At 26.1% G+C, this 26709-nt stretch carries 24 protein-coding genes; 23 read left to right on the top strand and 1 reads right to left on the bottom strand.

The features are described from left to right. Positions 1-89 precede the first annotated feature (89 nt). From ACQRD5_RS01585 to ACQRD5_RS01490, 20 genes are all read left to right on the top strand, one after another. The gene (locus ACQRD5_RS01585; protein ID WP_427746453.1) at positions 90-860 is read left to right on the top strand and encodes a tyrosine-protein phosphatase; all 771 of its coding nucleotides are present in this window, start codon (positions 90-92) and stop codon (positions 858-860) included. Positions 861-886: 26 nt separating this feature from the next. Next, the gene (locus ACQRD5_RS01580; RefSeq protein WP_427746452.1) at positions 887-2731 is read left to right on the top strand and encodes a polysaccharide biosynthesis protein; all 1845 of its coding nucleotides are present in this window, start codon (positions 887-889) and stop codon (positions 2729-2731) included. 43 nt (positions 2732-2774) lie between these two features. Continuing rightward, entirely contained in the window at positions 2775-3338 is a 564-nt protein-coding gene (locus ACQRD5_RS01575) for a NeuD/PglB/VioB family sugar acetyltransferase (RefSeq protein ID WP_294168565.1), read from the top strand. A gap of 27 nt (positions 3339-3365) precedes the next feature. Continuing rightward, positions 3366-3971 (top strand): sugar transferase, encoded by a 606-nt coding sequence (locus ACQRD5_RS01570; protein WP_427746451.1) that lies wholly within the window; start codon positions 3366-3368, stop codon positions 3969-3971. A 29-nt stretch (positions 3972-4000) separates the two neighbouring features. Next, complete coding sequence (locus tag ACQRD5_RS01565; RefSeq protein ID WP_427746450.1) at positions 4001-4900, top strand: NAD-dependent epimerase/dehydratase family protein; 900 nt, start codon at positions 4001-4003, stop codon at positions 4898-4900. Position 4901: 1 nt separating this feature from the next. Beyond that, entirely contained in the window at positions 4902-6095 is a 1194-nt protein-coding gene (locus ACQRD5_RS01560; protein ID WP_320627720.1) for a glycosyltransferase family 4 protein, read from the top strand. Positions 6096-6107: 12 nt separating this feature from the next. Beyond that, positions 6108-7166, top strand: coding sequence for a polysaccharide biosynthesis protein (locus ACQRD5_RS01555; protein WP_427746449.1), 1059 nt, complete (start codon positions 6108-6110; stop codon positions 7164-7166). 12 nt (positions 7167-7178) lie between these two features. Then, positions 7179-8285 carry an NAD-dependent epimerase/dehydratase family protein gene (locus ACQRD5_RS01550; protein ID WP_427746448.1) on the top strand — a complete coding sequence of 369 codons (1107 nt, stop codon included), beginning with the start codon at positions 7179-7181 and terminating at the stop codon, positions 8283-8285. A gap of 3 nt (positions 8286-8288) precedes the next feature. Then, positions 8289-9413: a non-hydrolyzing UDP-N-acetylglucosamine 2-epimerase gene (gene wecB, locus ACQRD5_RS01545; protein WP_427746447.1), complete on the top strand. Its 1125-nt coding sequence runs from the start codon at positions 8289-8291 to the stop codon at positions 9411-9413. A 23-nt stretch (positions 9414-9436) separates the two neighbouring features. Next, the gene (locus ACQRD5_RS01540; protein ID WP_320627716.1) at positions 9437-10573 is read left to right on the top strand and encodes an N-acetyl sugar amidotransferase; all 1137 of its coding nucleotides are present in this window, start codon (positions 9437-9439) and stop codon (positions 10571-10573) included. A gap of 530 nt (positions 10574-11103) precedes the next feature. Next, entirely contained in the window at positions 11104-11844 is a 741-nt protein-coding gene (locus ACQRD5_RS01535; RefSeq protein WP_427746446.1) for a glycosyltransferase, read from the top strand. Positions 11845-11866: 22 nt separating this feature from the next. Then, on the top strand, positions 11867-12991 hold the full coding sequence (locus tag ACQRD5_RS01530) for a DegT/DnrJ/EryC1/StrS family aminotransferase (RefSeq protein WP_427746445.1): 1125 nt from the start codon (positions 11867-11869) through the stop codon (positions 12989-12991). 33 nt (positions 12992-13024) lie between these two features. Beyond that, the gene (locus tag ACQRD5_RS01525) at positions 13025-14053 is read left to right on the top strand and encodes a hypothetical protein (protein WP_427746444.1); all 1029 of its coding nucleotides are present in this window, start codon (positions 13025-13027) and stop codon (positions 14051-14053) included. 38 nt (positions 14054-14091) lie between these two features. Continuing rightward, positions 14092-15069 carry a hypothetical protein gene (locus ACQRD5_RS01520; RefSeq protein WP_427746443.1) on the top strand — a complete coding sequence of 326 codons (978 nt, stop codon included), beginning with the start codon at positions 14092-14094 and terminating at the stop codon, positions 15067-15069. An 85-nt stretch (positions 15070-15154) separates the two neighbouring features. Continuing rightward, positions 15155-16180, top strand: a complete 1026-nt coding sequence (locus ACQRD5_RS01515) for an EpsG family protein (RefSeq protein ID WP_427746442.1) — start codon at positions 15155-15157, stop codon at positions 16178-16180. A 61-nt stretch (positions 16181-16241) separates the two neighbouring features. Then, positions 16242-16805, top strand: coding sequence for an acyltransferase (locus tag ACQRD5_RS01510; protein ID WP_427746441.1), 564 nt, complete (start codon positions 16242-16244; stop codon positions 16803-16805). A gap of 47 nt (positions 16806-16852) precedes the next feature. After that, on the top strand, positions 16853-17737 hold the full coding sequence (gene rfbA, locus ACQRD5_RS01505; RefSeq protein WP_427746440.1) for a glucose-1-phosphate thymidylyltransferase RfbA: 885 nt from the start codon (positions 16853-16855) through the stop codon (positions 17735-17737). A 73-nt stretch (positions 17738-17810) separates the two neighbouring features. Further along, on the top strand, positions 17811-18860 hold the full coding sequence (rfbB, locus tag ACQRD5_RS01500) for a dTDP-glucose 4,6-dehydratase (protein WP_427746439.1): 1050 nt from the start codon (positions 17811-17813) through the stop codon (positions 18858-18860). A 104-nt stretch (positions 18861-18964) separates the two neighbouring features. Beyond that, positions 18965-19909: an LCP family protein gene (locus tag ACQRD5_RS01495; RefSeq protein ID WP_427746438.1), complete on the top strand. Its 945-nt coding sequence runs from the start codon at positions 18965-18967 to the stop codon at positions 19907-19909. A 67-nt stretch (positions 19910-19976) separates the two neighbouring features. Then, positions 19977-20546, top strand: coding sequence for an acyltransferase (locus ACQRD5_RS01490; protein ID WP_427746437.1), 570 nt, complete (start codon positions 19977-19979; stop codon positions 20544-20546). A 163-nt stretch (positions 20547-20709) separates the two neighbouring features. Here ACQRD5_RS01490 and ACQRD5_RS01485 read toward each other — a convergent pair whose 3' ends face one another. Beyond that, a complete protein-coding gene (locus ACQRD5_RS01485) occupies positions 20710-22149 on the bottom strand; it encodes an oligosaccharide flippase family protein (protein ID WP_427746436.1) in 1440 nt (479 codons plus the stop codon). Positions 22150-22956: 807 nt separating this feature from the next. Between ACQRD5_RS01485 and ACQRD5_RS01480 the strand changes: the two genes are divergently transcribed. From ACQRD5_RS01480 to ACQRD5_RS01470, 3 genes are read left to right on the top strand one after another with little or no spacing between them, the layout of a single operon-like run. After that, complete coding sequence (locus ACQRD5_RS01480; protein ID WP_427746435.1) at positions 22957-24801, top strand: phosphotransferase; 1845 nt, start codon at positions 22957-22959, stop codon at positions 24799-24801. A 4-nt stretch (positions 24802-24805) separates the two neighbouring features. Continuing rightward, positions 24806-25762 (top strand): DMT family transporter, encoded by a 957-nt coding sequence (locus ACQRD5_RS01475; protein WP_291629643.1) that lies wholly within the window; start codon positions 24806-24808, stop codon positions 25760-25762. Positions 25763-25781: 19 nt separating this feature from the next. Continuing rightward, positions 25782-26471: a sugar phosphate nucleotidyltransferase gene (locus ACQRD5_RS01470; RefSeq protein ID WP_291629641.1), complete on the top strand. Its 690-nt coding sequence runs from the start codon at positions 25782-25784 to the stop codon at positions 26469-26471. Positions 26472-26709: the final 238 nt, after the last annotated feature.

The raw sequence follows: 26709 nt of genomic DNA, 5'->3' as shown, positions 1-26709 counted from the left end.
AAAAGGTGAATTTTGAAAGAAAAATGTTCGGAATATACAGAATATAAATATATATATCGCAAAAAAAGATTATTTAGTGAGGTGAGTTTATGGTCGATATTCATTCTCATTTAATTTGGGGAATTGATGATGGTTCAGAATCAAAAGAGATGACTATAAATATGCTAAAACAGGCAAATGAGGGTGGTACTAAAAAATTAGTACTTACGCCTCATTACTTGTTAGGATATTATGAAGTGCCAATAATTAAGGTTAAAGAAAAAGCAAAAGAAATAAGTCTTTTGGCTAAGTATAATGAGATAGATATTGAAATTTATTGTGGTCAAGAAGTTTATTTTAATAGAAAAATATTAGAAAATTTTGAAAATAAAATAATTGGAACAATAAATGAATCAAGATATATGTTAATTGAGTTTAATATGAGAAACTTTTCAGTTGAAGAAGTGATAGAGATTTTATATGAACTACAGTTAAAAGGAATTGTGCCTATTATTGCACATCCAGAAAGATATATTAAGTTTATAAAATCACCTTCTTTAATAAATGAATTTATTAAAGAAGGTTTTTTATTTCAACTTAATATTGGAAGTTTAACTGGAGATTTTGGCAAGGAAGTTAAGAAAACAGCAAAAATTTTCTTGAAAAATAAAATATACAGCTTTTTTGGATCTGATGCTCATAGAGACAAAAGAAGAAATCCAAATATGAAGTTGGGTGTTGAAGCATTAAAAGCTATTGATAATAACTACTTTAATTATTTAAAAGAGTCAGGGGAAAAACTTTTAAATAATGATGAAATTAAATTTATTGGTAACGAAATAAAAGAAAAAAAGGGATTATTAGATATTTTTAAAAAATAAGGGGTTAAAGTAAAGTAGGTGAATAAATGAAGGAGTTAGGAAAATACAGAAGCTTTATATTGATTCTTGTAGATGCAATACTTATAAATATAGCATATGTTTTAGCAATTTATTTTAGATATGAATATGGAATATTTCTGCAATTAGTAAAAGATTATGAAAAAATTGCTATAGTTTTTATAGCTATTTATTTAATAAGTTTTTATTTCTTTAAGTTGTATGAAAGTATATGGAACTATGCAAGTATAGATGAATTTCTTTTAGTTATAGGAGCCTGCATTACTGGGAATGTAATATCAACAATTTTAACAGTTGCATTTAAGATAGACTTTTCATATGCAGTAGCAATATTATCTGGAATATTAGTTATCTTATTTATAGTTGGATTTAGAGTTTCCTTTAGGATATATAGTAGATTTACTAATATTTTAGATGTTAAAACTAATGTAAGCAATTTAAAAAGAACATTAATTATAGGTGCTGGAGAAGCAGCAATACTAGTAATTAAAGAAATGAAAAATAATAAAAATAGTAAATACAATCCAATTGCATTAATAGATGATAATGAGTATAAGGTTGGAAAAAGTATTTTAGGAATAAAAATAGAGGGCACAAGAAAAGACATAATTAAAGTCTGTAAAGAAAAAGAAATTGAAACTATTATAATTGCAGCACCATCTATGAATGAAGAAGATAAGAAAGAAATTCTTGATAAATGTAAGAAGACAGAGTGTAAGATTCAAATGATGCCAAGTATATATTCAGTAATAGATGGAAAGGTATCTTTAAATCAAATCAAAGATGTTGAAATTGAAGATTTACTAGGAAGAAAACCTATAGAGTTAGAAATGCAAGGTATTTCTAATTATATAAAAAACAAAACAGTACTAGTAACAGGTGGAGGTGGCTCAATTGGATCAGAGCTTTGCAGACAAATATCAAAATTTAATCCAAATAGATTAATAATTTTCGATATATATGAAAATAATGCTTATGATATACAAAATGAGCTTAGATATAAATACCCCAAATTAAATTTACTAGTATTAATAGGTTCAGTTAGAGATAAAAAAAGATTAGAACAAGTCTTTGATAAATATAAACCAGATATAGTTTTTCATGCAGCAGCTCATAAACATGTTCCACTTATGGAAGATAGCCCAATGGAAGCTATAAAGAATAATGTTTTTGGTACATTAAATGTTGTTGAATGTGCAGATAAATATAACTCTGAAAGGTTTGTATTAATTTCCACAGATAAAGCAGTTAATCCTACAAATGTTATGGGAGCAACTAAGAGAATATGTGAAATGATAATACAATCTTATGATAAGGTTAGCCACACTAAATTTGTAGCAGTTAGATTTGGAAATGTACTTGGAAGTAATGGTTCAGTAATTCCACTATTTAAAAAGCAAATAGCACAGGGGGGGCCAGTTACAGTAACACATAAAAATATAATTAGATATTTTATGACTATACCTGAAGCCACTCAACTTGTATTACAAGCTGGAGCTTTTGCAAAAGGCGGAGAAATATTTGTACTAGATATGGGAGAACCAGTTAAAATATATGATTTAGCTTATGATTTAATAAGACTCTCAGGTTATGAACCAAATAAAGACATAAAAATAAAGGTTACAGGCCTTAGGCCAGGGGAAAAACTTTATGAAGAGTTGTTAATGAGTGAAGAGGGGCTTACTAATACAAGTCATAAGAAGATATTTATAGGTAAACCAATATTTAGTGATTTAAATATATTAAGAAAAAAAATTGAAGATTTAAAAGAAATTATAGATAAAGATAATAAAAAAGAATTAATACCTAAGATAGAAGAAATAGTGCCAACTTATAGACAAAAAAGTAGTTAATTTATAATTATATATACCTAATAGGAAATGAGATGAGTGGAAAATGGAAAATTTACTTATAATTGGTGCTGGTGGCCATGGGAAAGTTGTTGCAGAAGCAGCTGAATTAGAAAATAAATATAAGAAGATATCCTTTTTAGATGACAATGCTAACATAGATAAAGTATATAACTTTGAGGTTGTTGGAAGGACAAATCAATATAGGAATTTTAAGAGTACATATAAATATGCATTTGTAGCTATTGGAAATAATGAAGTTAGATTAAGATTTATAGATATGCTTATAGAAGAAGGATTTGTAGTACCTAATATAATTCATCCAAAAGCAAGTCTTAGTAAATATAGCAAAATTGATATAGGAACAGTTATTTTATCTGGTGCAATAGTAAATGTAGATTGCTTTATTGGAAAGGGATGTATTTTAAATATTAACTCAGTTATAGATCACGATTCAATTATTGGCAAAGGAGTTCATATTTCATCTGGAGCTGTAGTTAGAAGCATGGTGAAAATAGGAGAATTATCAACTATAAAGGCTAGAGCTTGCATAACAGAAGGGAAAAACATAGAAAAAGAATCAATTATTGAATCAGGTAGTATTATATAAGATAAATTTTTGGGGGTGGATGAAGGAATGCAGAGGTTACTTGATATTTTTATTAGTTTAATTTTTTTAATTATATTTTCACCAATATTTTTAATAGTAGCAATATTCATAAAATTAAACTCAGAAGGACCAGTGTTTTTTACACAAAACAGAATAGGAAAAAATAATGAGTTATTTAAGCTTTATAAGTTTAGAACTATGAAGGTTGGAACTCCTAATGTAGCAACAGATAAGCTTAAAGATGCTAAAAGTTATTTAACAACAGTTGGAAAAATACTTAGAAAAACAAGTTTAGATGAACTTCCACAATTAATTAATATTTTAAAAGGGGAAATGACTTTTGTAGGACCAAGACCAGCTTTATATAATCAGTATCACTTAAAGGAATTAAGAACTAAAGAAGGTGTACATAAGCTTTTGCCAGGAATAACAGGCTGGGCACAAATTAATGGGAGAGATCATAATAATGATTTGCAGAAGACAACCTTAGATAAATACTATTTGGAAAACAAATCTTTTATCTTGGATATAAAGATAATATTTATGACAGTATTTAAGGTTGCTAAAGCAGAGGGGGTTGTAGAAGGTTCAAGTTCTAAATCCAAAAATAGAGAAAATAGATTAAGTGTTTAATTTGTGATTTTAGGTAATGGGGTGGATTAATGAGGATTATAATTACTGGTGTTTATGGAATAGTAGGAAGTTATTTATGTAATAAACTAAGGAATAATCATGAAATAATAGGAATAGGTAAAAAGCAAAGTTGGGATGGATGCCATAAATATTACTCATGTGATATTTCAAATAAAGAGGGTATAAAAAGAATATTTAATGAAAATAAAGATGTAGATTTTATAATACATTGTGCTGCCATAGCCCATAATAAAGGAAATGACTTATCTAGAGATAATTTTATGAAAGTAAATTATGAAGCAACTAAATATCTTATAGAGTTAAGTAATGAAATCTTAGAACTTAAAAATTTTATTTTTGTTAGTACAATTTCTGTTTATGGTGAAAGATTAGATAAGGATATATATATAGAAAGTGATAATTGTGAACCTAAGAGTCCCTATGCTGTGGCTAAGAAATTATCTGAGGATTATATAATTGAAAATTGTAAAAGTAATTATACAATTTTAAGGCTTGCTCCAGTTTATTCGAAAGATTTTACCTTAAATATTGAAAGAAGAACTAAAATAAAAGGAATTCCTTATGTTGTTGGGAATGGTAAACAAAAACTTAGCTTATGTAACATAAAAAATATATATAAATCTATTAATTATATTATAGATAATGCTGAAAGAGAAATAAATGAAATTTATAACATATCAGATAATACAGTTTATGAATTTAAGGATTTATTGAATTTTGTTGATGTAAAAAGAAAAATATTATTTCCAAAGTTTGCTTTCAAGGTATTATATATAATCAATTCTAGAACAGTAAAAAAGCAGTTTATTCATGAAAATACAATAAAACTTATAAGCGATAATATTTATTCATGTAAAAAAATTAATATAAAAATAAAAATGAAGTATGGAATAAAGGATGTTATATAAAATGAAGATACTAGTTGTGACTCAGTATTTTTGGCCGGAAGAATTTAGAATAAATGATATTTGTAGAGGACTTAATGAGTTAGGACATGAAGTTGAAATACTTACAGGATTACCTAATTATCCAGAAGGAAAGTTATACAAAGGTTATTCATACTTAAAAAGAGGACCAAAGAAATATAAAGGAATGAAAGTAACGAGAGTAGGAATTATACCAAGAGGAAAAAGTAATTCTATATTATTAGCTTTAAATTATTTATCCTTTATGATAAGTGCATCTATAAGAATAATTCCAATGATATTTAAACAATATGATAAAGTGTTTGTTTTTCAAGTATCGCCATTAACTACAGCTATACCTGCAATAATTTTATCTAAATTAAAAAAAATTCCTTCATATATATATATTCAAGATTTATGGCCAGAAACTTTTTATTCAATAGTTAATATATCTAATAAAAGTATAAGAAAATTAATGAAAAGAATATGTATTAAGATATACAACTCCTTTGATAAATTATTAATTGCATCAAGAGGATATGAAGAAATACTAATAAAAGAATGTATTGATAAAAATAAAATAGAGTATTTTCCACAGTGGGCAGAGGATTTTTATTCAAATGTAGAAGAAATAGATAAATTAAAAAATGATTTTATAGTTACTTTTGCTGGAAATATAGGTAAGGCTCAAAGTGTTAATACTATAATAGAAGCAGCAAATATGCTAAAAGATAAAAAAAACATAAGGTGGAATATATTGGGAGATGGAAGTGAGTTAGAAAATATAAAAAACATGATAGATAAATATGATTTAAAGAATAATGTGAATCTATTAGGAAGAAAGCCATCAAGTGATATGCCTAAGTATTTTTCAAAATCTGATGCGTTAATAGTAACATTAAAAGATGAAGAAATATTAAGAGTTACATTACCAGCAAAGGTTCAATCTTATATGGCAGCTGGAAAGCCAATAGTTGCAGCAATTAGTGGTGAAGGAAATAGAATAATTAAAGAAAGCAACTGTGGGTTAGTATGTGAAGCTGAAGATTATATTAAATTATCTGAAAATATTCTGAGACTATTTAACATGAGTGAAGATAAAATACGTGAGCTTGGTAGAAATGGAAAGAAATATTTTAATAACAATTTTACAAGAGAGAAATTGTTGATTCAATTGGAAAAAATTATAAATGTATAGGGGGAAGAGCGTGTGTTTAAGGATAAAGTTTTATTAATAACAGGTGGGACAGGATCCTTTGGTAATGCAGTATTAAATAGATTTATAGATACAGATATTAAAGAAATAAGAATATTTTCTAGAGATGAAAAAAAACAAGATGATATGAGAAGAATTATAAAAAGTGATAAAGTTAAGTATTACATAGGTGATGTCAGGGATTTAGATAGCCTTAATTATGCAATGAAAGGCGTAGATTATGTATTTCACGCAGCAGCCTTAAAGCAAGTTCCATCTTGTGAGTTTTATCCAATGCAAGCTGTACAAACAAATATAGAAGGTTCAGATAATGTATTTAAATCCTGCTTACTTAATAATGTTAAGAAATGTATATTATTAAGTACTGATAAAGCAGTATATCCAGTAAATGCTATGGGCATATCTAAAGCTATGGCAGAAAAAACAATGATAGCTAGAGCAAGAGCAGCTCAGGAAGGAGAAACAGTATTTTGTGGAACAAGATATGGTAATGTAATGGCTTCTAGAGGTTCAGTTATTCCACTATTTATTGAGTTAATGAGCCAAGGAAAAGATTTAACAGTAACAGATCCTAATATGACTAGATATATGATGTCTCTTGAGGAATCTGTTGATTTAGTTTTATATGCATTTGAATGTGGACAACAAGGAGATATATTTGTTCAAAAAGCACCAGCATGTACAATATTAGAATTAGCAACGGCTTTAAAAGAATTATTTGATTCAAATGTTGGTATAAAAATAATAGGTGCTAGACATGGAGAAAAAGCTTATGAAACTTTATTAACGAAAGAAGAATTCGTTAAGGCTGAGGATCATGGGAATTATTTTAGGATACCATCAGATAATAGAGATTTGAATTATGCTAAATATTTTACAGAAGGTAGTGGATCTAGAAGAAGTCAAGAAGAATACAACTCAGATAATACAAATAGAATAAATATTGAAGAAGTTAAAGAAATGTTATTAAAGCTTCCATATATTCAAAAGGAATTAAAGGATTCTAGAGTTTTAAAAGAAAAAGAAATAGATGCTTTATCTAAAAGCGTTTAATAGGAGAGAGCTATGAAAATTTTAGTTACAGGAGCTAATGGGTTTATTGGCAAAAACCTTATAGCTACATTAAAAGAGTTAAAAAAATATGAAGTTATAGCAATAGATAAAGACAATAGTAAAGAAGAATTAGAAAATGCTTTATTAGAAGCCGAGTTTATTTTTCACTTAGCAGGAGTTAATAGACCTAAGGATGAAAAAGAATTTTTTCAGGGAAACTCAGGTTTAACAGAAGAAATAGTAATGTTTTTAAAAGAGAATAACAAAAAAACACCTATAGTAATAACTTCTTCTATACAAGCAGAATTAGATAATGCTTATGGAAAAAGTAAAAAGCTATCAGAAGAAACATTACTAATGTATGATGCTTCATCAAAGGCTAAAGTATTTATATATAGATTACCAAACGTTTTTGGAAAATGGTGTAGACCTAATTACAATTCAGCGGTAGCTACATTCTGTAATAACATTGCTAAAGGTGAAGAAATTTGGGTTTCTGATCCTAATATAGAATTAACTTTAGTTTATATTGATGATGTTGTTAGATGTTTGATTTCATCAATGGAAGATAAAAATTCATTAAGTGGATATGTAAAAGTAGATATAGAACATAAAGCTACTTTAGGTAAAATAGTACAACTTTTAAATAGTTTTGTTGAAAGTAGAAAAAACTTAATGGTTCCTAATATGGAAGATGAATTTACTAAAAAGCTTTATAGTACTTATTTAAGTTATTTACCAGAAGATAAATTTAGTTATCCTCTAAAAATGAATACAGATAACAGAGGTTCATTTACAGAATTTTTGAAATCTTCCGATAGGGGACAGGTTTCAGTTAATATATCTAAAACGGGAATAACTAAAGGCAATCATTGGCATCATACTAAGAATGAAAAGTTTTTAGTAGTAAGTGGTGAAGGACTTATACAATTTAGAAAAATTGATTCTGATGAGATTATAGAGTATAAGGTTAGTGGCGAAAAACTTGAGGTAATAGATATTCCAGTAGGATATACACATAACATAATAAATATTGGAACAACTGACATGGTTACTATAATGTGGGTTAATGAAATATTTGATAAAGAAAAACCAGATACTTATTTCTTGGAGGTTTAATATATGAAGAAGTTAAAAGTAATGTCTATAGTTGGGACAAGACCTGAGATAATAAGATTAGCAGAAGTTTTAAAAAAATGCGATAAATACTTTGATCATATCTTAGTTCATACAGGGCAAAATTGGGACTATACCTTAAATGATGTATTTTTTGAGGAATTAGAATTAAGAAAACCAGATCATTTTTTAGGGGTAGTAGGAAATGACCTTGGAGAAACAATGGGTAATATTATAGCAGAAAGTTATAAGATATTAGCTAAAGAAAAGCCAGAAGCTTTACTTATATTAGGAGATACTAACTCTTGTCTAAGTGCCATTGCAGCTAAAAGATTAAAAATTCCTGTATTTCATATGGAAGCTGGAAATAGATGCTTTGATCAAAATGTTCCAGAAGAAATTAATAGAAAAATAGTTGATGTTACATCAGATGTTAATTTAGCATATACAGAACATGCAAGAAGATATTTACTATCAGAAGGAATGAGAAAAGAATATACATTCGTAACAGGATCACCACTTCCAGAAGTATTTGCTAAGTATATGACTAAGATTGATAAGTCAGATGTTCTTGATAGATTAGAGCTTGAAAAAGGAAAGTTTATATTAGTAAGTGCACATAGAGAAGAAAATATTGACAATGATGAAAACTTTAAGAGCTTAACAGATGCTTTAAATGCAATTGCTGAAAAGTATAATATACCAGTTATATATTCTACGCATCCAAGAAGTTGGAAGAGGATAGAAGAAAAGAAGATTAAATTTCATAAGAATATTAAGCAATTAAAACCTTTTGGATTCTATGATTATAATAAACTACAAAAAGAAGCTTTTTGTGTTTTATCAGATTCAGGTTCATTAGCAGAGGAATCAAATATAATGGGTTTTGCAGCAGTATCTATAAGAACAAGTACAGAAAGACCAGAAGCTATAGATAAAGGATCTGTTATACTAGGTGGAATAACCTTTGACAGTATAACACAGGCAATTGAAGTAATAACTAATCAAAAGCAAAATGGAGCTAAACTTGTAAAGGTTCATGACTATACTGATATAAATGTTTCTAATAAAGTTGTTAATATAATTCAGGGTTACACTGATATAATTAATAGATTTATATGGAGAAAATAAAAAGAAGAGGAGAGTAGATACTAATGATTAAAAGAGAATATCAGGTATGCAGCAATTGTGTAATGGATACTACGGATTCACTTATAAAATTTGATGAAAAAGGAGTTTGTGATCATTGTAATAATTACTATAGCAATATAAAACCTAATTGGCATCCAGATGAACGTGGAGCTAAAGAGTTAGCTAGTATAGTAGAAAAGATTAAAGCTTATGGAAAAGGAAAAAAATATGATTGTATTATAGGTTTAAGTGGAGGCGTAGATAGTTCATATCTTTTATACTATGCAGTAGAGAAATTGGGTTTAAGACCTTTAGTATTTGCGGTTGATACAGGATGGAACTTAGACGTAGCTGTTGAAAACATTAAAAAAATGATTAATGGCTTAAACTTAGAATTATATACTGAAGTTATTAACTGGAATGAGATGAAAGATTTACAAGTGGCGTATTTTAAATCACAAGTTCCATACCAAGATATACCACAAGATCATGTTATATTTGCTGCATTATATAATTATGCAGCTAAAAATGGAATTAAATATGTTTTAACAGGGGGAAATTACTCAACAGAATGTGTACGTGAGCCTAATGAATGGGTTTATGTTAATGATGTAAAACAAATAAAAGATATACATAAAAAATTTGGGAAAATAAAATTAAAGACACTTCCTCTTTGTGGAATGTTCAAATACAGATTATATTACAGATATTTTAAAGGTATGAAGGTTGTTAAGCCTTTAGATTTAATACCATATGAAAAAGAAATGGCTATTTCTACATTAGAAAAGAGATTTGGATGGCAAAGGTATGCAAATAAGCACTTTGAATGTATATTTACTAGATTTTATGAAGGTTATTGGCTAATAAAGAAATTTGGATATGATAAAAGAAGAGCACATTTTTCTAGCCTAATTTTAACAGGACAATTAAAAAGAGATGAGGCTTTAGAAATCTTGGCTAAACCACCATATGATGAGGAAACAGCAATGCAAGATTTAGAGTATATTACAAACAAACTTGGATTAAGTAAAGAAGAGTTTTTTGATTTAATGAATAAGGAAAATAAAACTTTTAGAGATTATAAATCAAGTTATTGGTTAATAAATTTAGCTATAAGATTTGCAACAGCATTAGGATGTGAAAATAGACAGTTTAGATAAGAAAGCTGAATTATATTAGTGATTATTTATTAAGAAGTTTAAATGTACATATTCAAGAATTATAAAAAGCAATGGTTAAAAGTCGAGAAATTGTAAAATTAGGGTGAATAATTAAAGGGAACTATGATGTTAAAATTATATATTTTATTTATTAGGTCCATTAGAAGATGATTAATATTAATAGATATATTTAAGCTATTAAGGCATTTGGAGTTCTATAATTATAATAAATTACAAAAATAAGCTTTCTAGTTTTATTTGATTTAGCACTGTGAATAGAATATTTAAATATAAAATAAAGTTAAAGCCTTATCGATAATAATGGAAAGAAACGTATAGATAAATAAATTAAAACTTATATTAGGATATTTTTATACTATTAAAAACTGCAATATAAATAATAAGCTAGTTATACTATATTGAAGATTATAAAAGTTAAATATTATACTAATATAAGTTTTTAAATAAATGTTTTTAATATAGTTAAAGAATATAAGAGTGTAATTAATAGAGAGATATGGAGAAATAAGATGAATAAAGAAATAAAAATTTCTGTAGCAATGGCTACATACAATGGAGAGAAATATATAAAAGAACAATTAGATTCAATTATTAATCAATTGGAAGAAGATGATGAGATAGTAATTTGTGATGATGGATCAACAGATACTACAATAGAAATAATAAAAGAATATATAAAAAATGATAATAGAATAAAGTTATATTGCAACAATCATGTAGGCGTTAATTTAAACTTTGAGAATGCAATAAGTAAGTGTAAGAATGATGTAATCATGTTATCAGATCAAGATGATATATGGGAAATGAACAAAGTGAAAGAAGTAAAGATGAAATTTATAAGTTCAGATTGCAATATGGTACTGCATAATGGAAAAAATTTTTATAAAGAAAAAACTCATAGGAATGAAGATATTCTTATTCCTATTATGAAGCATGGAGTACTTAGGAATGTTGTGAAATGCTGTTATTGGGGCTGTTGCATGGCTTTTACTAAAGAATTTGCAAGTGTAATTATTCCATTTCCAAAATGCATAGCAGCTCATGATATATGGATTGGAGTAATAGCAGAGTATATTGGAAAATCTGAGTTTATAAATTCCAACTTAATTCTTCATAGAATACATGATAATAATGTTACTAAAAAACTATCTATTTACAAAAAGATAGAATATAGGGGGAATATTATAATAAATTTTTTAAAACATAAATCAACTATTAAGGCAAAACTAAATAATATAAAGAAAAAATAATATAAAGGAAAAGAGGAAAAGAATGAGTAATACTAAAGTAAACAAACCAATATTAGTAACTAAATCATCAATGCCTCCTTTTGAAGAATATATTGAAGAAATAAAACTAATGTGGGAAAATAAATGGCTTACTAATATGGGGGTTAAGCATCAAGAGTTAGAATTGAAATTGAAAGAATATTTGGAAGTTAATGATATTTCTTTATTTACTAATGGACATCTTGCTCTTGAATTGGCATTACAAGCAATGAACTTGACAGGAGAAATAATAACTACACCATTTACTTTTGCTTCTACAACTCATGCTATAGTTAGAAATGGTTTAACACCAGTATTTTGTGATATAGATGACGAAGATTATACTATGGATGTTAATAAGATAGAAGCATTAATTACAGATAAGACATCTGCAATTTTGCCAGTTCATGTCTATGGATCAATATGTAATGTGGAAGAAATACAAAGGATTGCAGATAAGTATAATTTAAAAGTTATTTATGATGCTGCTCATGCATTTGGGGAAAAATATAAAGGGACAAGTATTGCAAACTTTGGTGATATTAGTATGTTTAGTTTTCATGCAACTAAAGTATTTAATACTATCGAAGGTGGAGCTATTACTTTTTCAGATAATAGACTAAAAAATCAATTATATAAATTAAAAAACTTTGGAATAGAGTCAGAAGAAGTGGTTGATTCAGTTGGATCTAATGCGAAGATGAATGAATTTCAAGCATCTATGGGGATTTGTAACTTAAGACATATTGATGAAGAGATTAAAAAGAGAAAAAAAGCAGTAGATAATTATAGAATTATATTAGGAAATGTAGATGGTATAAAGCTAATTAAAGAAAAAACAGATATTGATTATAATTACTCATATTTTCCGGTTTTCTTTGATGAAAAAATATTTGGTGCAACACGTAATGAGGTTTACAATAAGTTAAAAGAAAATAATATTTTTTCTAGAAAATATTTTTATCCATTAGCAAATGCATACGATTGTTATAGAGGAAAATTTGATATTAATGATACTCCTGTTGCTTTAAGTGTATCTAAAAGAATATTAACTCTTCCTCTTTATGCTGATATTACTGTTGAAGAAATTGGTAAAATATGTGATGTAATCATGAAATTAAAGAGATAATAGATTTTTGATTAACACTTAGGAGGCTTTGTTTTGAAAGAATGGTTATTAAACACACCTGTATTTATTACTACATTTACTAGATATGAGACCTTAGAAATAGTATTTAATGTAATAAAAGAAGTTAGACCTAGAATACTTTTTCTAGCAGTAGATGGACCAAGAGAAGGACGAGAAGATGATAGAAGAGATAATGAAAGGTGTAAAAAGATATTAGAAGATATAGATTGGGAATGTGAGGTACACAGATTATATTCTAATGTTAATTTAGGAATTTTGGAAAATTCAATGGCAAATTTTAAAAAAGCTTTTTCATTAGTAGATAGATTAATATTTTTAGAAGATGATATGTTGCCTACAAAAAGTTATTTTTATTTCTGTGAAGAATTGTTAGAAAGATATAAGGATGATTTACGAGTCCAAGCTATAGCTGGAATAAATTTGAAAGAGCAGTGGGGAAACAATGGTAAAGATTATATTTTTACTAAAAAAGTCATTAGTGGAGCCTGTGCTTTTTGGAAAAGAACTTTCGATATGATGGATATGAATCATGATTTTTTATTGGAGCCTAGCGTTGTAAATTTAGTTCCTAATAAAATAAAGAAGCTTTATTTAAAAAGAGCAGAAAGAGATAGGAAAGAAAGATCAATAGATGGAAAATATAAATCTTTTGAAGTAATACAAGAGTTGCAACTATACTTACAAAATACATGTATTATTACACCAACTAAAAATTTAGTAGTAAGTATAGGAGTTTCAGCAAAGGCAGCTCATGCAGTAGATGATATTAGAAAGATGCCTAAAGGAGTAAGAAAGTTTTTTGAATTAAAAAGTTTTGAGTATAAATTTCCATTAAATCATCCTAAATATATTATTATTGATACTAAATATGAAAAAGAATGTAGAAAATTTTTAGCAGAAGGATATCCTTATCTTATATTTTATAGAAGAATAATAACTTTATTATTAATGATAAAATATGATGGGTTTAGAAAAACATTTGAAGCAGCGAAAACCAAATTGAATATAATTTTAAGTGACAAAAGTGATATAAATGGATAAAAATTGTAAATAAATTGCTATAAGATAAGGAGGAAGTAATGCTAATAAAGTTAAAACATAAAATAAGATTATTTTTAACTAAAAATGATTATGAAAAAAGTAAAGTTTACACGATTTTAGTAAAGTTAAATTTATTAATTTTTAATTTTAATGAAAGAGAACATAAGAAAAGTTTTGGTAAGAATAATGGAGATAAAATATTTTATTTAATAAGACCTATGTCTAAAGAAGAAGGACTTTTATCAAGTTTTTTTTCAGTAGTAAAATTAATTGATTATGCAAATAAAAAGGGATATATCCCTTATGTTGATATGCAGAGTTATAAGGCGCAATATAATGATGAATCATGTGAAATAAAGAATTCATGGGAGTATTATTTTAAACAACCAAGCAACTATACAATTGATGAAATATACTGTAGTAAGAATGTTATTTTATCAGGATGGAAATGGAAAGAAAAAAATGAAAAAGAATATTGTAATATAGAAGAATATATAAGATTAATTAGAAATAGTGTTAAAAATAGTACTGATATTAATGAATACATAAAAAAAATTGTAGCTGAAAAGAAAAAAGAATTGTTTTCTGGAAATACACTAGGAGTATTTGTAAGGGGAACTGATTATGTGAAGTTTAAGCCTAGAGGACATTATAAACAACCTAGTATAGAAATGATTTTTAATAAAATTAATGAGTATCTAAAAAAATATAAAATTGATAATATTTTTGTTGTAACTGAAGATTACGAAATATATGAAAAATTAAGTGATAGATATAAAGGAATGGTTTTTTCAAGTGATGATACTTTTATAAAGAATTATGACGGTAAAGATTATGTTTGGAAATATACGTTTAATAATAAGTATATAGCAGGATTAAATTATTTAACAAGGGTACTATTATTAAATGAATGTAGTTATTTAATAACCTCCTTGGCAAGTGGATCTATTTTTTCTTTAGTTATGAATGAAAAAAATTACAAGGATTATTATATATTTGATTTAGGAAAATATTAATTCTAAGTATATTAATATTTAAATTAGTTACAAAAAATAAGGAATATATAAGTAGCATGTATTATATGTACAAGGGCGTGAAATTTTGGATAATAAGATAATACTAATATTTTTAATATTATGTATAGATATTTCAATTATTGAAATTATAACAAAAAAAAGTATGAAGTTTATGTTTTGGATTATTTCTATATTTTTTATGTTGATAATAGCATTTAGAAGTTTAAATGTTCCAGATACATTAGCTTATGTTATGGAGTATCAAAATATAGATAATGATATATATTATTCGTATTTTGAAAAAGGATTTATATTTATTAGTAAGATAATAAATATAATAGTTGGATCAGATTATAAAAAATATTTCTTTTGTATAGCATTAATTAATATTATTTTAATTAGAAAGGTTATAAAAAATTATTTGAAATTTTCAATTGTAACACCATTAGTTATATATATATCTTTTTATGGCTTTTATTTTAATGCAATAATATTAAGAGCTGGACTAGCTTTTTCATTTATATTATTAGCATGGATTGTATTTGATAAGAGTAAGATAAAGGCATGTATATTTTTTATTATAGCGATAGTATTACATTCAAGTTCAATATTTGCAATTATAGGATTAGTAGTATTTAAGATAAAAAAAGAAATTAGTACTAGATCATATTATAGTTGGTTAGCTATAATAGGAATTTTTTATTTTTTGAAATTAGGTAATTTATATTCTAATATTTTAATTAGTTTTGTTGATGCATATGTTTCAAATAATAGATTTATATATTATATAGAAAATATGCAATATGATAATGGTATATCACTTAGATTTATCTTGAATTATTTAATTGCTATAATTTGTGTTATGTATAGAAAAGGAAAAGATGAAAAATATATAAATTTACTTAATATTTATATGATAGGGCTAACAATAACAGCTATGCTTTCTAATATTATGCTTATTCAAAGAGTTACAGACTTTTTTATAGCAATTAACTTTATACTAATAGCTGTTATTATTGAAAATAGTAAATATAAAATAAAATGGATAATCATTTATACTATTTCAATTGTTTTAAACATAATGTTTGCATTGAGAATTATAAATGTATAATGATATTATTCGAAATATTCAAATTAAACAATGTTATAATATATTAATAAGGAAGGATTATATGAATAGTTTTTATAGTAACGAAGAGTTAATTGAATTAGGTTTTAAAAGTATAGGAGATAATGTTCTAATTAGTAGAAAATCTAGCATATACAATGCGGATAAAATATCAATTGGAAATAATGTTAGAATTGATGATTTTAGTATATTAAGTGGAGAAATAACAATAGGTAATCATGTGCATATAGCGGCATATGCAGCATTATTTGCAGGTGATAAAGGAATTGAACTTAAGGATTTCGTAGGAGTATCATCAAGAGCTACTATTTATGCATTATCAGATGATTATTTAGGAAATGCACTAACTAATCCTACAATACCAAACATTCTAAGAAATGTTTACGGAGGAAAAGTAATATTAGGTAGGCATGCGTTAATAGGTGCATCAACAGTAATTTTACCTAATATAACTATAGGAGATGGTGTAGCAGTAGGTGCTTGCTCATTAATAAATAAAGATTGTGATGAATGGAGCATTTATACTGGAATGCCAGCTAAAAAAATTAAGGAAAGAAGTAAGAAGTTGTTAGAATTTGAAGAAAAGTTATATAAAGGGGTTTATTAATATAATAAATAGATTAGTATAAAGAGAATTTTTAAAGGAGAGAGAGTATGAAAGGGATAATTTTAGCAGGGGGATCAGGAACAAGGCTATATCCAGTAACAAAGGCAATGTCAAAGCAAATGGTACCAATTTATGATAAGCCTATGATTTATTATCCGATGTCTGTGCTTATGTTAGCTGGCATAAGAGAGATATTAATTATATCTACACCAAGAGATATAGTTAATTTTAAAGAGTTATTTAATGATGGTTCAGAATTAGGATTAAAAATTGAATATGCAATTCAAGAAGAACCTAATGGTTTAGCAGAAGCCTTCATAATAGGTGAAGATTTCATTGGAGATGATAATGTTGCAATGATTTTAGGAGACAATATATTCTATGGTCAAAGCTTCTCAAATCATTTAAAGGAAGCAGCCTCATTAGAAAAGGGAGCAATGATATTTGGATATTATGTACAAGATCCAAGATCCTTTGGAGTAGTTGAATTTGATGAAAATAATAAAGTTATTTCTTTAGAAGAAAAACCTGAAAAACCAAAATCTAAATATGCGGTTCCAGGACTTTATTTTTATGATAATTCTGTAGTGAAAAAGGCTAAAGAGTTAAAGCCATCAGCTAGAGGAGAACTTGAAATTACAGATTTAAATAGAGTATATATGGAAGAAGGAAATTTAAAGGTTAATTTATTAGGTAGAGGGATGGCATGGCTTGATACAGGGACTCATGGTTCTATGTTACAAGCATCTAATTTTGTAGAAGCTGTTCAAAATACACAAGGAACTTATATAGCTTGTTTAGAAGAAATATCCTATAGAAAAGGTTGGATAACTTCTGAAGAAGTTAAAGAACTTGCTAAACCATTAATGAAAACAGGATATGGAAAGTACTTAGTAGATATAGTTGAAGAATTAGAAGCTAAGAAGAAATAAATTAGGAGAGTGGAGAATTTCTAGATTTATAATTTTCCTTTTAATTATATTTATTTGTAAAGGAGAAAGGTTCATGAAAACTTATTTAGTAACTGGAGGAGCTGGGTTTATAGGCTCAAATTTTGTTTTATATATGCTTAAGAAGTATGAAAATATTAGAATTATAAACTTAGATAAACTAACTTATGCAGGAAACTTAGAAAATCTTAAGAGTATTGAAGGAGATTCAAGACATATATTCGTTCAAGGAGATATTTGCGATGCAGAACTTGTATCATCATTATTTGAAAAGTACGAAATAGATTATGTAGTTCACTTTGCAGCTGAATCTCATGTTGATAGAAGTATAAGAGAACCAGAAGTATTTGCAAAAACAAATGTTTTAGGAACAGTTAATTTATTAAACTGTGCCAAAAATGCATGGGAAACAGAAGATGGATGGAAAGAAGGAGTTAAATTCTTACATGTTTCAACAGATGAAGTATATGGTTCACTAGGAGAAATAGGCTACTTTATGGAAACTACTCCATTAGATCCTCATAGCCCATATTCAGCAAGCAAGGCTGGATCAGATATGATGGTTAAGGCATATGGAGATACTTATAAAATTCCAATTAACATAACAAGATGTTCTAACAACTATGGACCATTCCAATTTCCAGAAAAGTTAATACCACTTCTTATAAATAACTGTCTTCAATTAAAGGATTTACCTATATATGGTGATGGATTAAATATAAGGGATTGGTTATATGTAGAAGATCATGCTAAGGCTATTGATATGGTTATAAATAATGGAAGACTTGGGGAAGTTTATAATGTTGGTGGACATAATGAAAGAACTAACATTCAAATAGTAGATACAGTTATTAAATATATTAACGAAAATGTAGATAGTAAAGTAACTGAAAGCTTAAAGAAGTTTGTCGAAGATAGAAAAGGTCATGATAGAAGATACGGAATAGACCCTACAAAAATAAAAGAAGAATTAGGATGGTATCCTGAGACCACATTTGAAGTTGGAATAGTTAAGACAATAAAATGGTATTTAGAGAATAAAGAATGGATGAATAATGTAACATCAGGTGGTTACCAAAACTATTATAAAAAAATGTATGAGTAAGTAAATATACATTTTTTTATATCATATATACTGTAATATTAAATTTAAATATAAAAAATCAAAACTAGAGTAATATTAAGTATTATTTATAGGGAGAATTTTAAATGAAAAATGGTAGAAATAATAAAAAAAGTAGAAGAAAAAAGATTTATTATTATATCAGTAGCATTCTTATTATTATATTAGCATTATTTATAGGAGTATATATTTATATAAATAATACTTTTAATAAGGTAGAAGAGGTAAAAGTTAATATTGAAAATATAGGGTTAGATCCTGAATCAAAAGAAGAAGAAAAAGAAGAAATTAAAGAAATACGAAATATAGCTTTATTAGGAGTAGATTCTTTAGATGAAGGTGTAGTTGGTAGATCAGATTCTATTATAATTCTTACATTAGATAATATTCATAATAAAATAAAGTTAACATCTATTATGAGAGATTCATATGTAAATATAGATGGTTATGGAATGGATAAAATAAACCATGCTTATGCATATGGTGGAGCAGAGTTAGCTCTTAAAACTTTAAATGAAAATTTTGACTTAAATATAAGTGAAGTTGTAATTGTTAATTTTAATTCTTTAATAGGTATAATAGATAAATTAGGTGGAGTTAATATTAATGTAACTGAAGAAGAAATTTCACATATACCAGGTGTAGTATCATCAGGGGAACAGCTTTTAAATGGAACTCAAGCATTAGAGTATTCTAGAATAAGATATGCTAGTGGAGGAGACTATAAAAGAACAGAAAGACAGAGAACGGTTATAAATTCAATATTCAATAAGGTTAAAGATATATCACTTATTAAGTATCCTGAATTAGTTAATGAGTTTTTACCATATATTCAAACTAATATTTCTACAGGTGATTTATTAAGTCTAGGTGCTAAATTTAGTGGACTAGCAAAGGGAGATATAAGTCAAGATAGATTTCCAAGAGATGGACAATGTGAAGGTAAAATGATAAACGGAATATATTATTTAACTTTTGATATAGAGTCTGTGAAAAATAGTATTAAAGATTATATATTTAATGATAAATAAAAGTTTATTAAATATAAAAAAGATGGCTATCAAAAGTTGTTTATAGATTTAAAGGGGGCACGATAAGATGAGTTTAAAAAGTATATTAAAAGATTTGTTAACTAATACTAAATTTAGTATATGGGGAATAAAAGAATATGGTAAAGGATGTTATATAGGTGCTAGAAGTGTGTTAAATTGTAAAGATGCAAAATTGAAGTTTGGTAATAATGTAACTATAGGTAAAGATAATTTAATTTATAACATTCCAAATTCTAAAATAGAAATTGGAGATAATAGTATTATAGGACCATTTTCATGTATAACTAGCTATAACTATGTAAAGATTGGCAGAAATATAATAACAGGTCCTAATGTATATATTACTGATTATAATCATAGATATGATAAAATAGGTGTACCAATAAAAGATCAGGGAGTTGTTTGTGAAGGAAATAAAGTTGTAATTGATGATGATGTTTGGATAGCTACTAATTGTGTAATAGTGGGAAATGTAAATATAGGAAAAGGTGCTGTTATAGGAGCAAATTCAGTAGTTACAAAAGATATACCAGAGTATTGTGTTGCAGTTGGAAATCCTTGCAAGATAATCAAGAAATACGATGTAACAACACAGACATGGAAAAGAGTTAAATAGTATCATTATTTCAATACAAAGAAGATTTTAACTTATATTAAGAGAAAACAGTTTATAAAAAAGAATTATACTAAATGAAACCCCAAGTAGATAGACGAAGCCTTAATCTACTTGGTTTTTTAATTACTTAAATTTTAATTACTATAAGTTGATTCTTTGACACCTACATTTTTTTATGTAGAATTATAGTTTTAACTTTTTCCATAAGTTCTATTTGAATCTTATCCTTTATAATCAACATTACAGTAAGATAAAAAGATCCTCCTACAATAACTTGTACTATATTAGCAATTATTTTATTTTCAAATATATTTCCTACAAAGATAACAATAAGTAGCATCATAATTGATGTAATAAAGTATTTAACTGTATTACATAGCATTTTTAAAATATTGAATTCTTTTCTTACAAATAATAATTGAATTGTACTTCCAGTGAATTCTGCAATTATTAGAGAAATTACAGCTCCTAATGCACCTATTTTAGGAATTAAAATTAAGTTAGATATAAAGCTAAGTACTGAAGAAACTACTACTGAAAATGTATATTTATTTTCTTCCTTTATGGCTATTAAATACTGAACTCCTATTATGTTAGCCCAACTTACAGGAATAATTATTATTGAACTAATAGATGATAAAAAGCCAACTTCTATATATTTTGTATCTAAAAACCATGAGATAAGATTATTTGTTACTCCCATTAATCCAAATGCTATTGGGATGGCTAAATAGGAAACAAACATAAATGCTTTATATACAAATTCTTTGATTTTATCATCTTCTCCATTAGCCCTCATATTGGATACTCTAGGCATTAAAACAGTTCCTACAGATACAATTAAGGCAAGAACCATTCTAACAATCTTTTGAGAATAATCATAAAATGCTACTTGTGCATCTGTTGATAAAATTCCTATCATTGTTCTTGATAATATAGTATAAACTTGAGATGCAATTTGTGGTAAAAACAACAATAAAAGTGGTAATAATGTTTTTTTTATTATTTTTTTATCAACTTCAATTTTACGAATACTTTTAGGGATATATAGCCACATTAGTATCATACCGAATACATTAGTAATAGTTAATATAAATATGTATAATAGCAAGTCATTTTGACTTTTTACAAATATAAATATTCCTGCTAAACCTACTAGTTTAACAAAAATATTTCTTAATGAAACTTTTTTAAAATCTTCAAGGCCCATAAATAACCAGCTTATATCTATCATTAAAGAAATCATGTTTATGCCTTGTACAAAATAGATTTCTTTATTTTCTACAAAAACAAAAGATATAAATAGCAAATAAAAAAAAGATGAAATTATCATGGTTGTTAATTGTATAAAAAATAGACTCCAAAAAGTTTTTCTAAGTTTCTCTTTATTATCTCTTACATAAGCAACTTGTCTATTAGCATAAATTTGCATACCAAGTACACCCAATAACATAAAATAATTTACTATTGATTCTGCAAATAAATTAATTCCCAATTGATCAGGCGTAAATACTCTTGTTAAATAGGGCATTGTAATTAAAGGAAGTAATAATAACATTATTTGGTATAAAGTGTTATATATGTAATTCTTTATTATATTCATTTTATTATATATAATGAAAAAATTATCACTTAGTAATTTTTCATTGTATTTTCCTTTCTTTAATATTTTATTGTAATTACTTTAATAGGGATTTAGAAGTATTTATATTAAGCTTGATTTTAAAATAATTATATAAAGATAACTTATCTTAAAGTAAGCTTAGATTAATTTTATATATTGTATAACATTATGTAGAAAAGTTAATTTAAATAACATTTGTAAAATATATTAGATAACCCAAAAGATATGATTTTATAATATATATTATGGTTAATGATTGTAATGAGATAAATAAATTATTAGCAATTATAAAATATTAATATAAATATTGTTTGTATTATCAAAATGTTAAGGGATATTAAAATTATTTATTTCACAAATGTAAATTAAAATGTTTTATTATTTCATATAGTATGCATTTTATTGAATAAATAATTAAATAGCAATATGCAAAAGAATTAATTATAAATATTTTTAATAAAATAAAAAGGAATCTATATAATTATATCATAAAAATAGTAATTATATAAATATGCATTAATTAAGAATTTATGTATTTTATAATTTGTATAATGAAAAATAATTATATTAAAATTTAACTCCAAGTAGAAAGCTGTCGTCCCTACTTGGAGTTTATTTTATCATTTTAAATTTTAATTGCTACGTATCGATTTTTTGACACTTACCTTACTTTGAGGATTACTTTTAGCTTAAAATTTTTCATGGTAGAAATATTCGAAAAAAGTTGAAATTGTATGAAAATTATAGTAATATAGAATTGTTCAAAAAATGAACAAAGGAGAGGCTATGAAAAATATATTTAAATTATTAAAAGAAATAAATGAAGTTCCTGGTATAAATCAAAGGGCTTTAAGTAAAAAATGTGAAATATCATTAGGAAAAGTAAATTCTTTAATTGAAGACTTAGAATTTAATAAGTTTATTAAAAAAGAGATTAATGGTAGAGAGCATAAATACTTTATAGATATAAAAGGGGTAGAATATTTGGAACAGGAATTGAAAATACTGGATGATATTCAATTGAAGCTTCATGATGATGAATTTAAAAAAGTAAATACAGCTGTTATTTTAGCTGCAGGAAGAAATAAGGATTTTGATCTTCCTATAGCTTTATTAAATGTAGAAGAAGCTACTTTAATTGAAAGAATGATTGAAATACTACATAAAAATGAGATTAATAATATTATAGTTGTTGCTGGATATAAATCAGAGTTCATTAAGGAAAAACTAGGTAATACTGTAACGATAGTAGAAAATCTTGACTATAAATGGACAGGCACTATGGCATCCCTTGCTAAAGCAGCATCTTTTGTTAAGGATGATTTTTTACTTGTAGAAGCTGATATAGTAATTGAAGAAAGTGGAATAAAAGAAATTCTAAATAGTAAATTAAGAGATTGTATCTTAATAACTACTGAAAGTGGCTCTGGTGATGAGGGCTTTGTAGAAATTGTTAATGACAGAGTACATAAGATATCAAAAGACATAGCTCAATTAAATAGAATTGATGGGGAAATGATAGGTATTAGTAAGATATCATATGAATTTTACAATAAAATGCTCAAATTATATGAAAATAATAAGAATCCATATATGAATTATGAATATATGATGTTAGATGTTTCTAGAACTTATTCATTAGGATATGTAAAAATAGATAATTTATTATGGCATGAAGTAGATACATCAAAGCATTATAATTACATAACTGAAAAATTATTAAGTAGGATAAATAAAAAAGAAGAATCTATTTTATTAGAAAATTTACAATCAATTGTATGTGAATGTATGAAGGTTGAAGGAAATAGAATAAAAAGTATTTCTCCAATAGGTGGAATGACTAATAAAAATTATAAAGTACAAATTGATGATGAATTCTATGTATTAAGAGTACCTGGTAATGGTACTGAAGAAATGATTAGCAGAAGTGATGAAATTAAGAATGCTGTGTATGCAAATAAAATAGGGGTAGATGCAAAACTTATTTATTTTAATGAAGAAACAGGTGTTAAAGTATCTGAATTCATAGAAAATGCAGAAACTTTATCTCCAAAGTCAGCTAAAAAGCAAAGCATAATGGAGAAGGTTACAGACATACTTAGAAAATTACATAACTTTGACTTAGAAATGGATAATGATTTTGATATATATGAAAAAATTGAAAAATATGAAAATCTGTTAATTAAAGCTAAGGGTAAAAATTTCGAAGATTATTATGAAGTAAAAGATAAAGTTATATATTTAAAAAATATAATGAATGAATTAGATGTAAAATTAGTACCTTGCCATAATGATATGGTAGCAGAAAACTTTATAAAAAGTGGAGAAAGAATATATTTAATTGACTGGGAATATGGTGGAATGAATGATCCTATGTGGGATTTAGCAGCATATTCTTTAGAAAATGAATTATCAGAAGACCAAGAAGAACTATTTTTAAAGTTATATTTTAAAGAAGAAGTTGAAGAAAAGTATAAAAAGAGAATTCTTATAAATAAAATTTATCAGGATTTTTTATGGAGTACTTGGACTAATATAAAGGAAGCAAAGGGCGATGATTTTGGTACATATGGCATAGACAGATATAATAGAGCAAAGAAAAATCTAAAAATTATTTTGGGGGAGAATTAATAATATGATTTATGGATTAATGTCAGGAATATTATGGGGGCTTGATACTGTTTTGTTAGGAATTGCTTTAGCGGCTACACCTTTTGTATCTACAGAACAAGCAATATTTTTAGCACCATTTGTTAGTACTTTTTTACATGATATGTTTTCATCTATATGGATGGCTATATATATGACTTTTAAGAAGCAATTAATACAAGTTTTTAAAGCAGCTATGACAAGAAGTGGTAGATTTATAGCTTTAGGTGCTTTATTAGGTGGACCAGTTGGTATGACTGGATATCTTTTAGCAATTAAGTATATAGGACCATCTTATACCGCTATAATTTCTTCTTTATATCCTGCTATTGGAGCATTATTATCTTATATTTTCTTAAAGGAAAAGTTAAAACCAGTAGCAATTTTAGGCCTTTTTATAAGTATAAGTGGAATAATTGCTTTAGGCTATACACCAGGAGGAGAGGTTACAAATTTAGCCTTAGGATTTATCTTTGCAATTCTTTGTGTAATTGGATGGGCATCTGAAGCGGTTATATGTGCCTATGGAATGAAGGAAGATGAAATTACTCCAGAACAATCATTACAAGTAAGACAATTAACATCTGCTATAGTTTATGGATTCTTAATTATACCAATAGTTAAGGGAATAAAATTTACAATAGGAGTTTTACCAACAACAGCAACAGGAATAATTTGTTTAACAGCCTTAGCAGGAACAGCTTCGTATGTATTCTATTATAAGGGAATACATAAAATTGGAGCTACAAAAGCAATGTCATTAAATATTACTTATTCAGCATGGGCTATAGTAATTGGAATAGTTTTATTAGGAAATAGTATAGATTTAAAATCAATAATTTGCTGTATAGCTATTATGATTGGTTCTATAATGGCAGCAGGTGATATAAATGAGATAACTTCAATGTTTTTTAAAAATAAAAAAAGCAAGGTATTAAATTAAAAAGGAGACAATATATTATATGAGAGCTATATTATTGGCAGCGGGTATTGGAAGTAGACTACGTCCATTAACATTAGAAACTCCAAAACCATTAATACAGGTTAAGGGGGAGCCTATTATAGAAAGGCAAATAAAAGCATTAAATGATGTAGGAATAACTGATATACTAATAGTAACAGGATATCTAAATAAGAAGTTTGAGTATCTAAAGGAAAAGTATGGAGTAAAAATTCTTAATAATGATAAATATGATAAATATAATAATATATATACTATGTATTTAGTTAGGGATTATCTTAAAAATTCTTATGTTATAGAAGGGGATATATATATTAATAAGAATTTCTTAAAAAATGATATAGTTAATTCTTCATATTTTAGTGCAAGAAAATATAACTATAAAAATGAGTGGATTTTAAGAGTTAATGATAATAATAAAGTAGTTGATATAGAAGTTGGAAGTGAAGATGGAGAATATATAATGTGTGGGGTATCTTATTGGAATGAAAAGGATGCTGAGTTTATTGCTAATAAGATAGAAGTATGCATAGAAAATGATAATTTCAATGATTTATTTTGGGATGATATGGTTAAGGATAATATAAATTCTATGAATATAAATATAGAAAAAATAAATTCTGATGATATATATGAGATAGATTCTTTATCTGATTTAAAAGCTTTAGAGGAAAGATTATCACTAAAATAATTATATTAAAATTTAACTCCAAGTAGAAAGTAATATGGTTCTACTTGGAGTTTATTTTATCTTTTTAAATTTATTATTGCTATGTGTTGATTTTTTAGAGGCTTAATTTTAATCTACAACATTATTTGTATCTTCAGCTGATACATTATATTGCCAGTTTATATGCTCCTTATCTGTGTTAAAGACATTATTAACAGCATTTAATTGTTCTTGTGTATTTACAACATAAGGACTAGCT

This window comes from Clostridium sp. SGI.024, assembly GCF_050315195.1.
Taxonomy (GTDB): Bacteria; Bacillota; Clostridia; order Clostridiales; family Clostridiaceae; genus Clostridium.
Note: the sequence above shows the minus strand (reverse complement) of the source record. Positions and strands in the feature narration are given on the sequence as shown.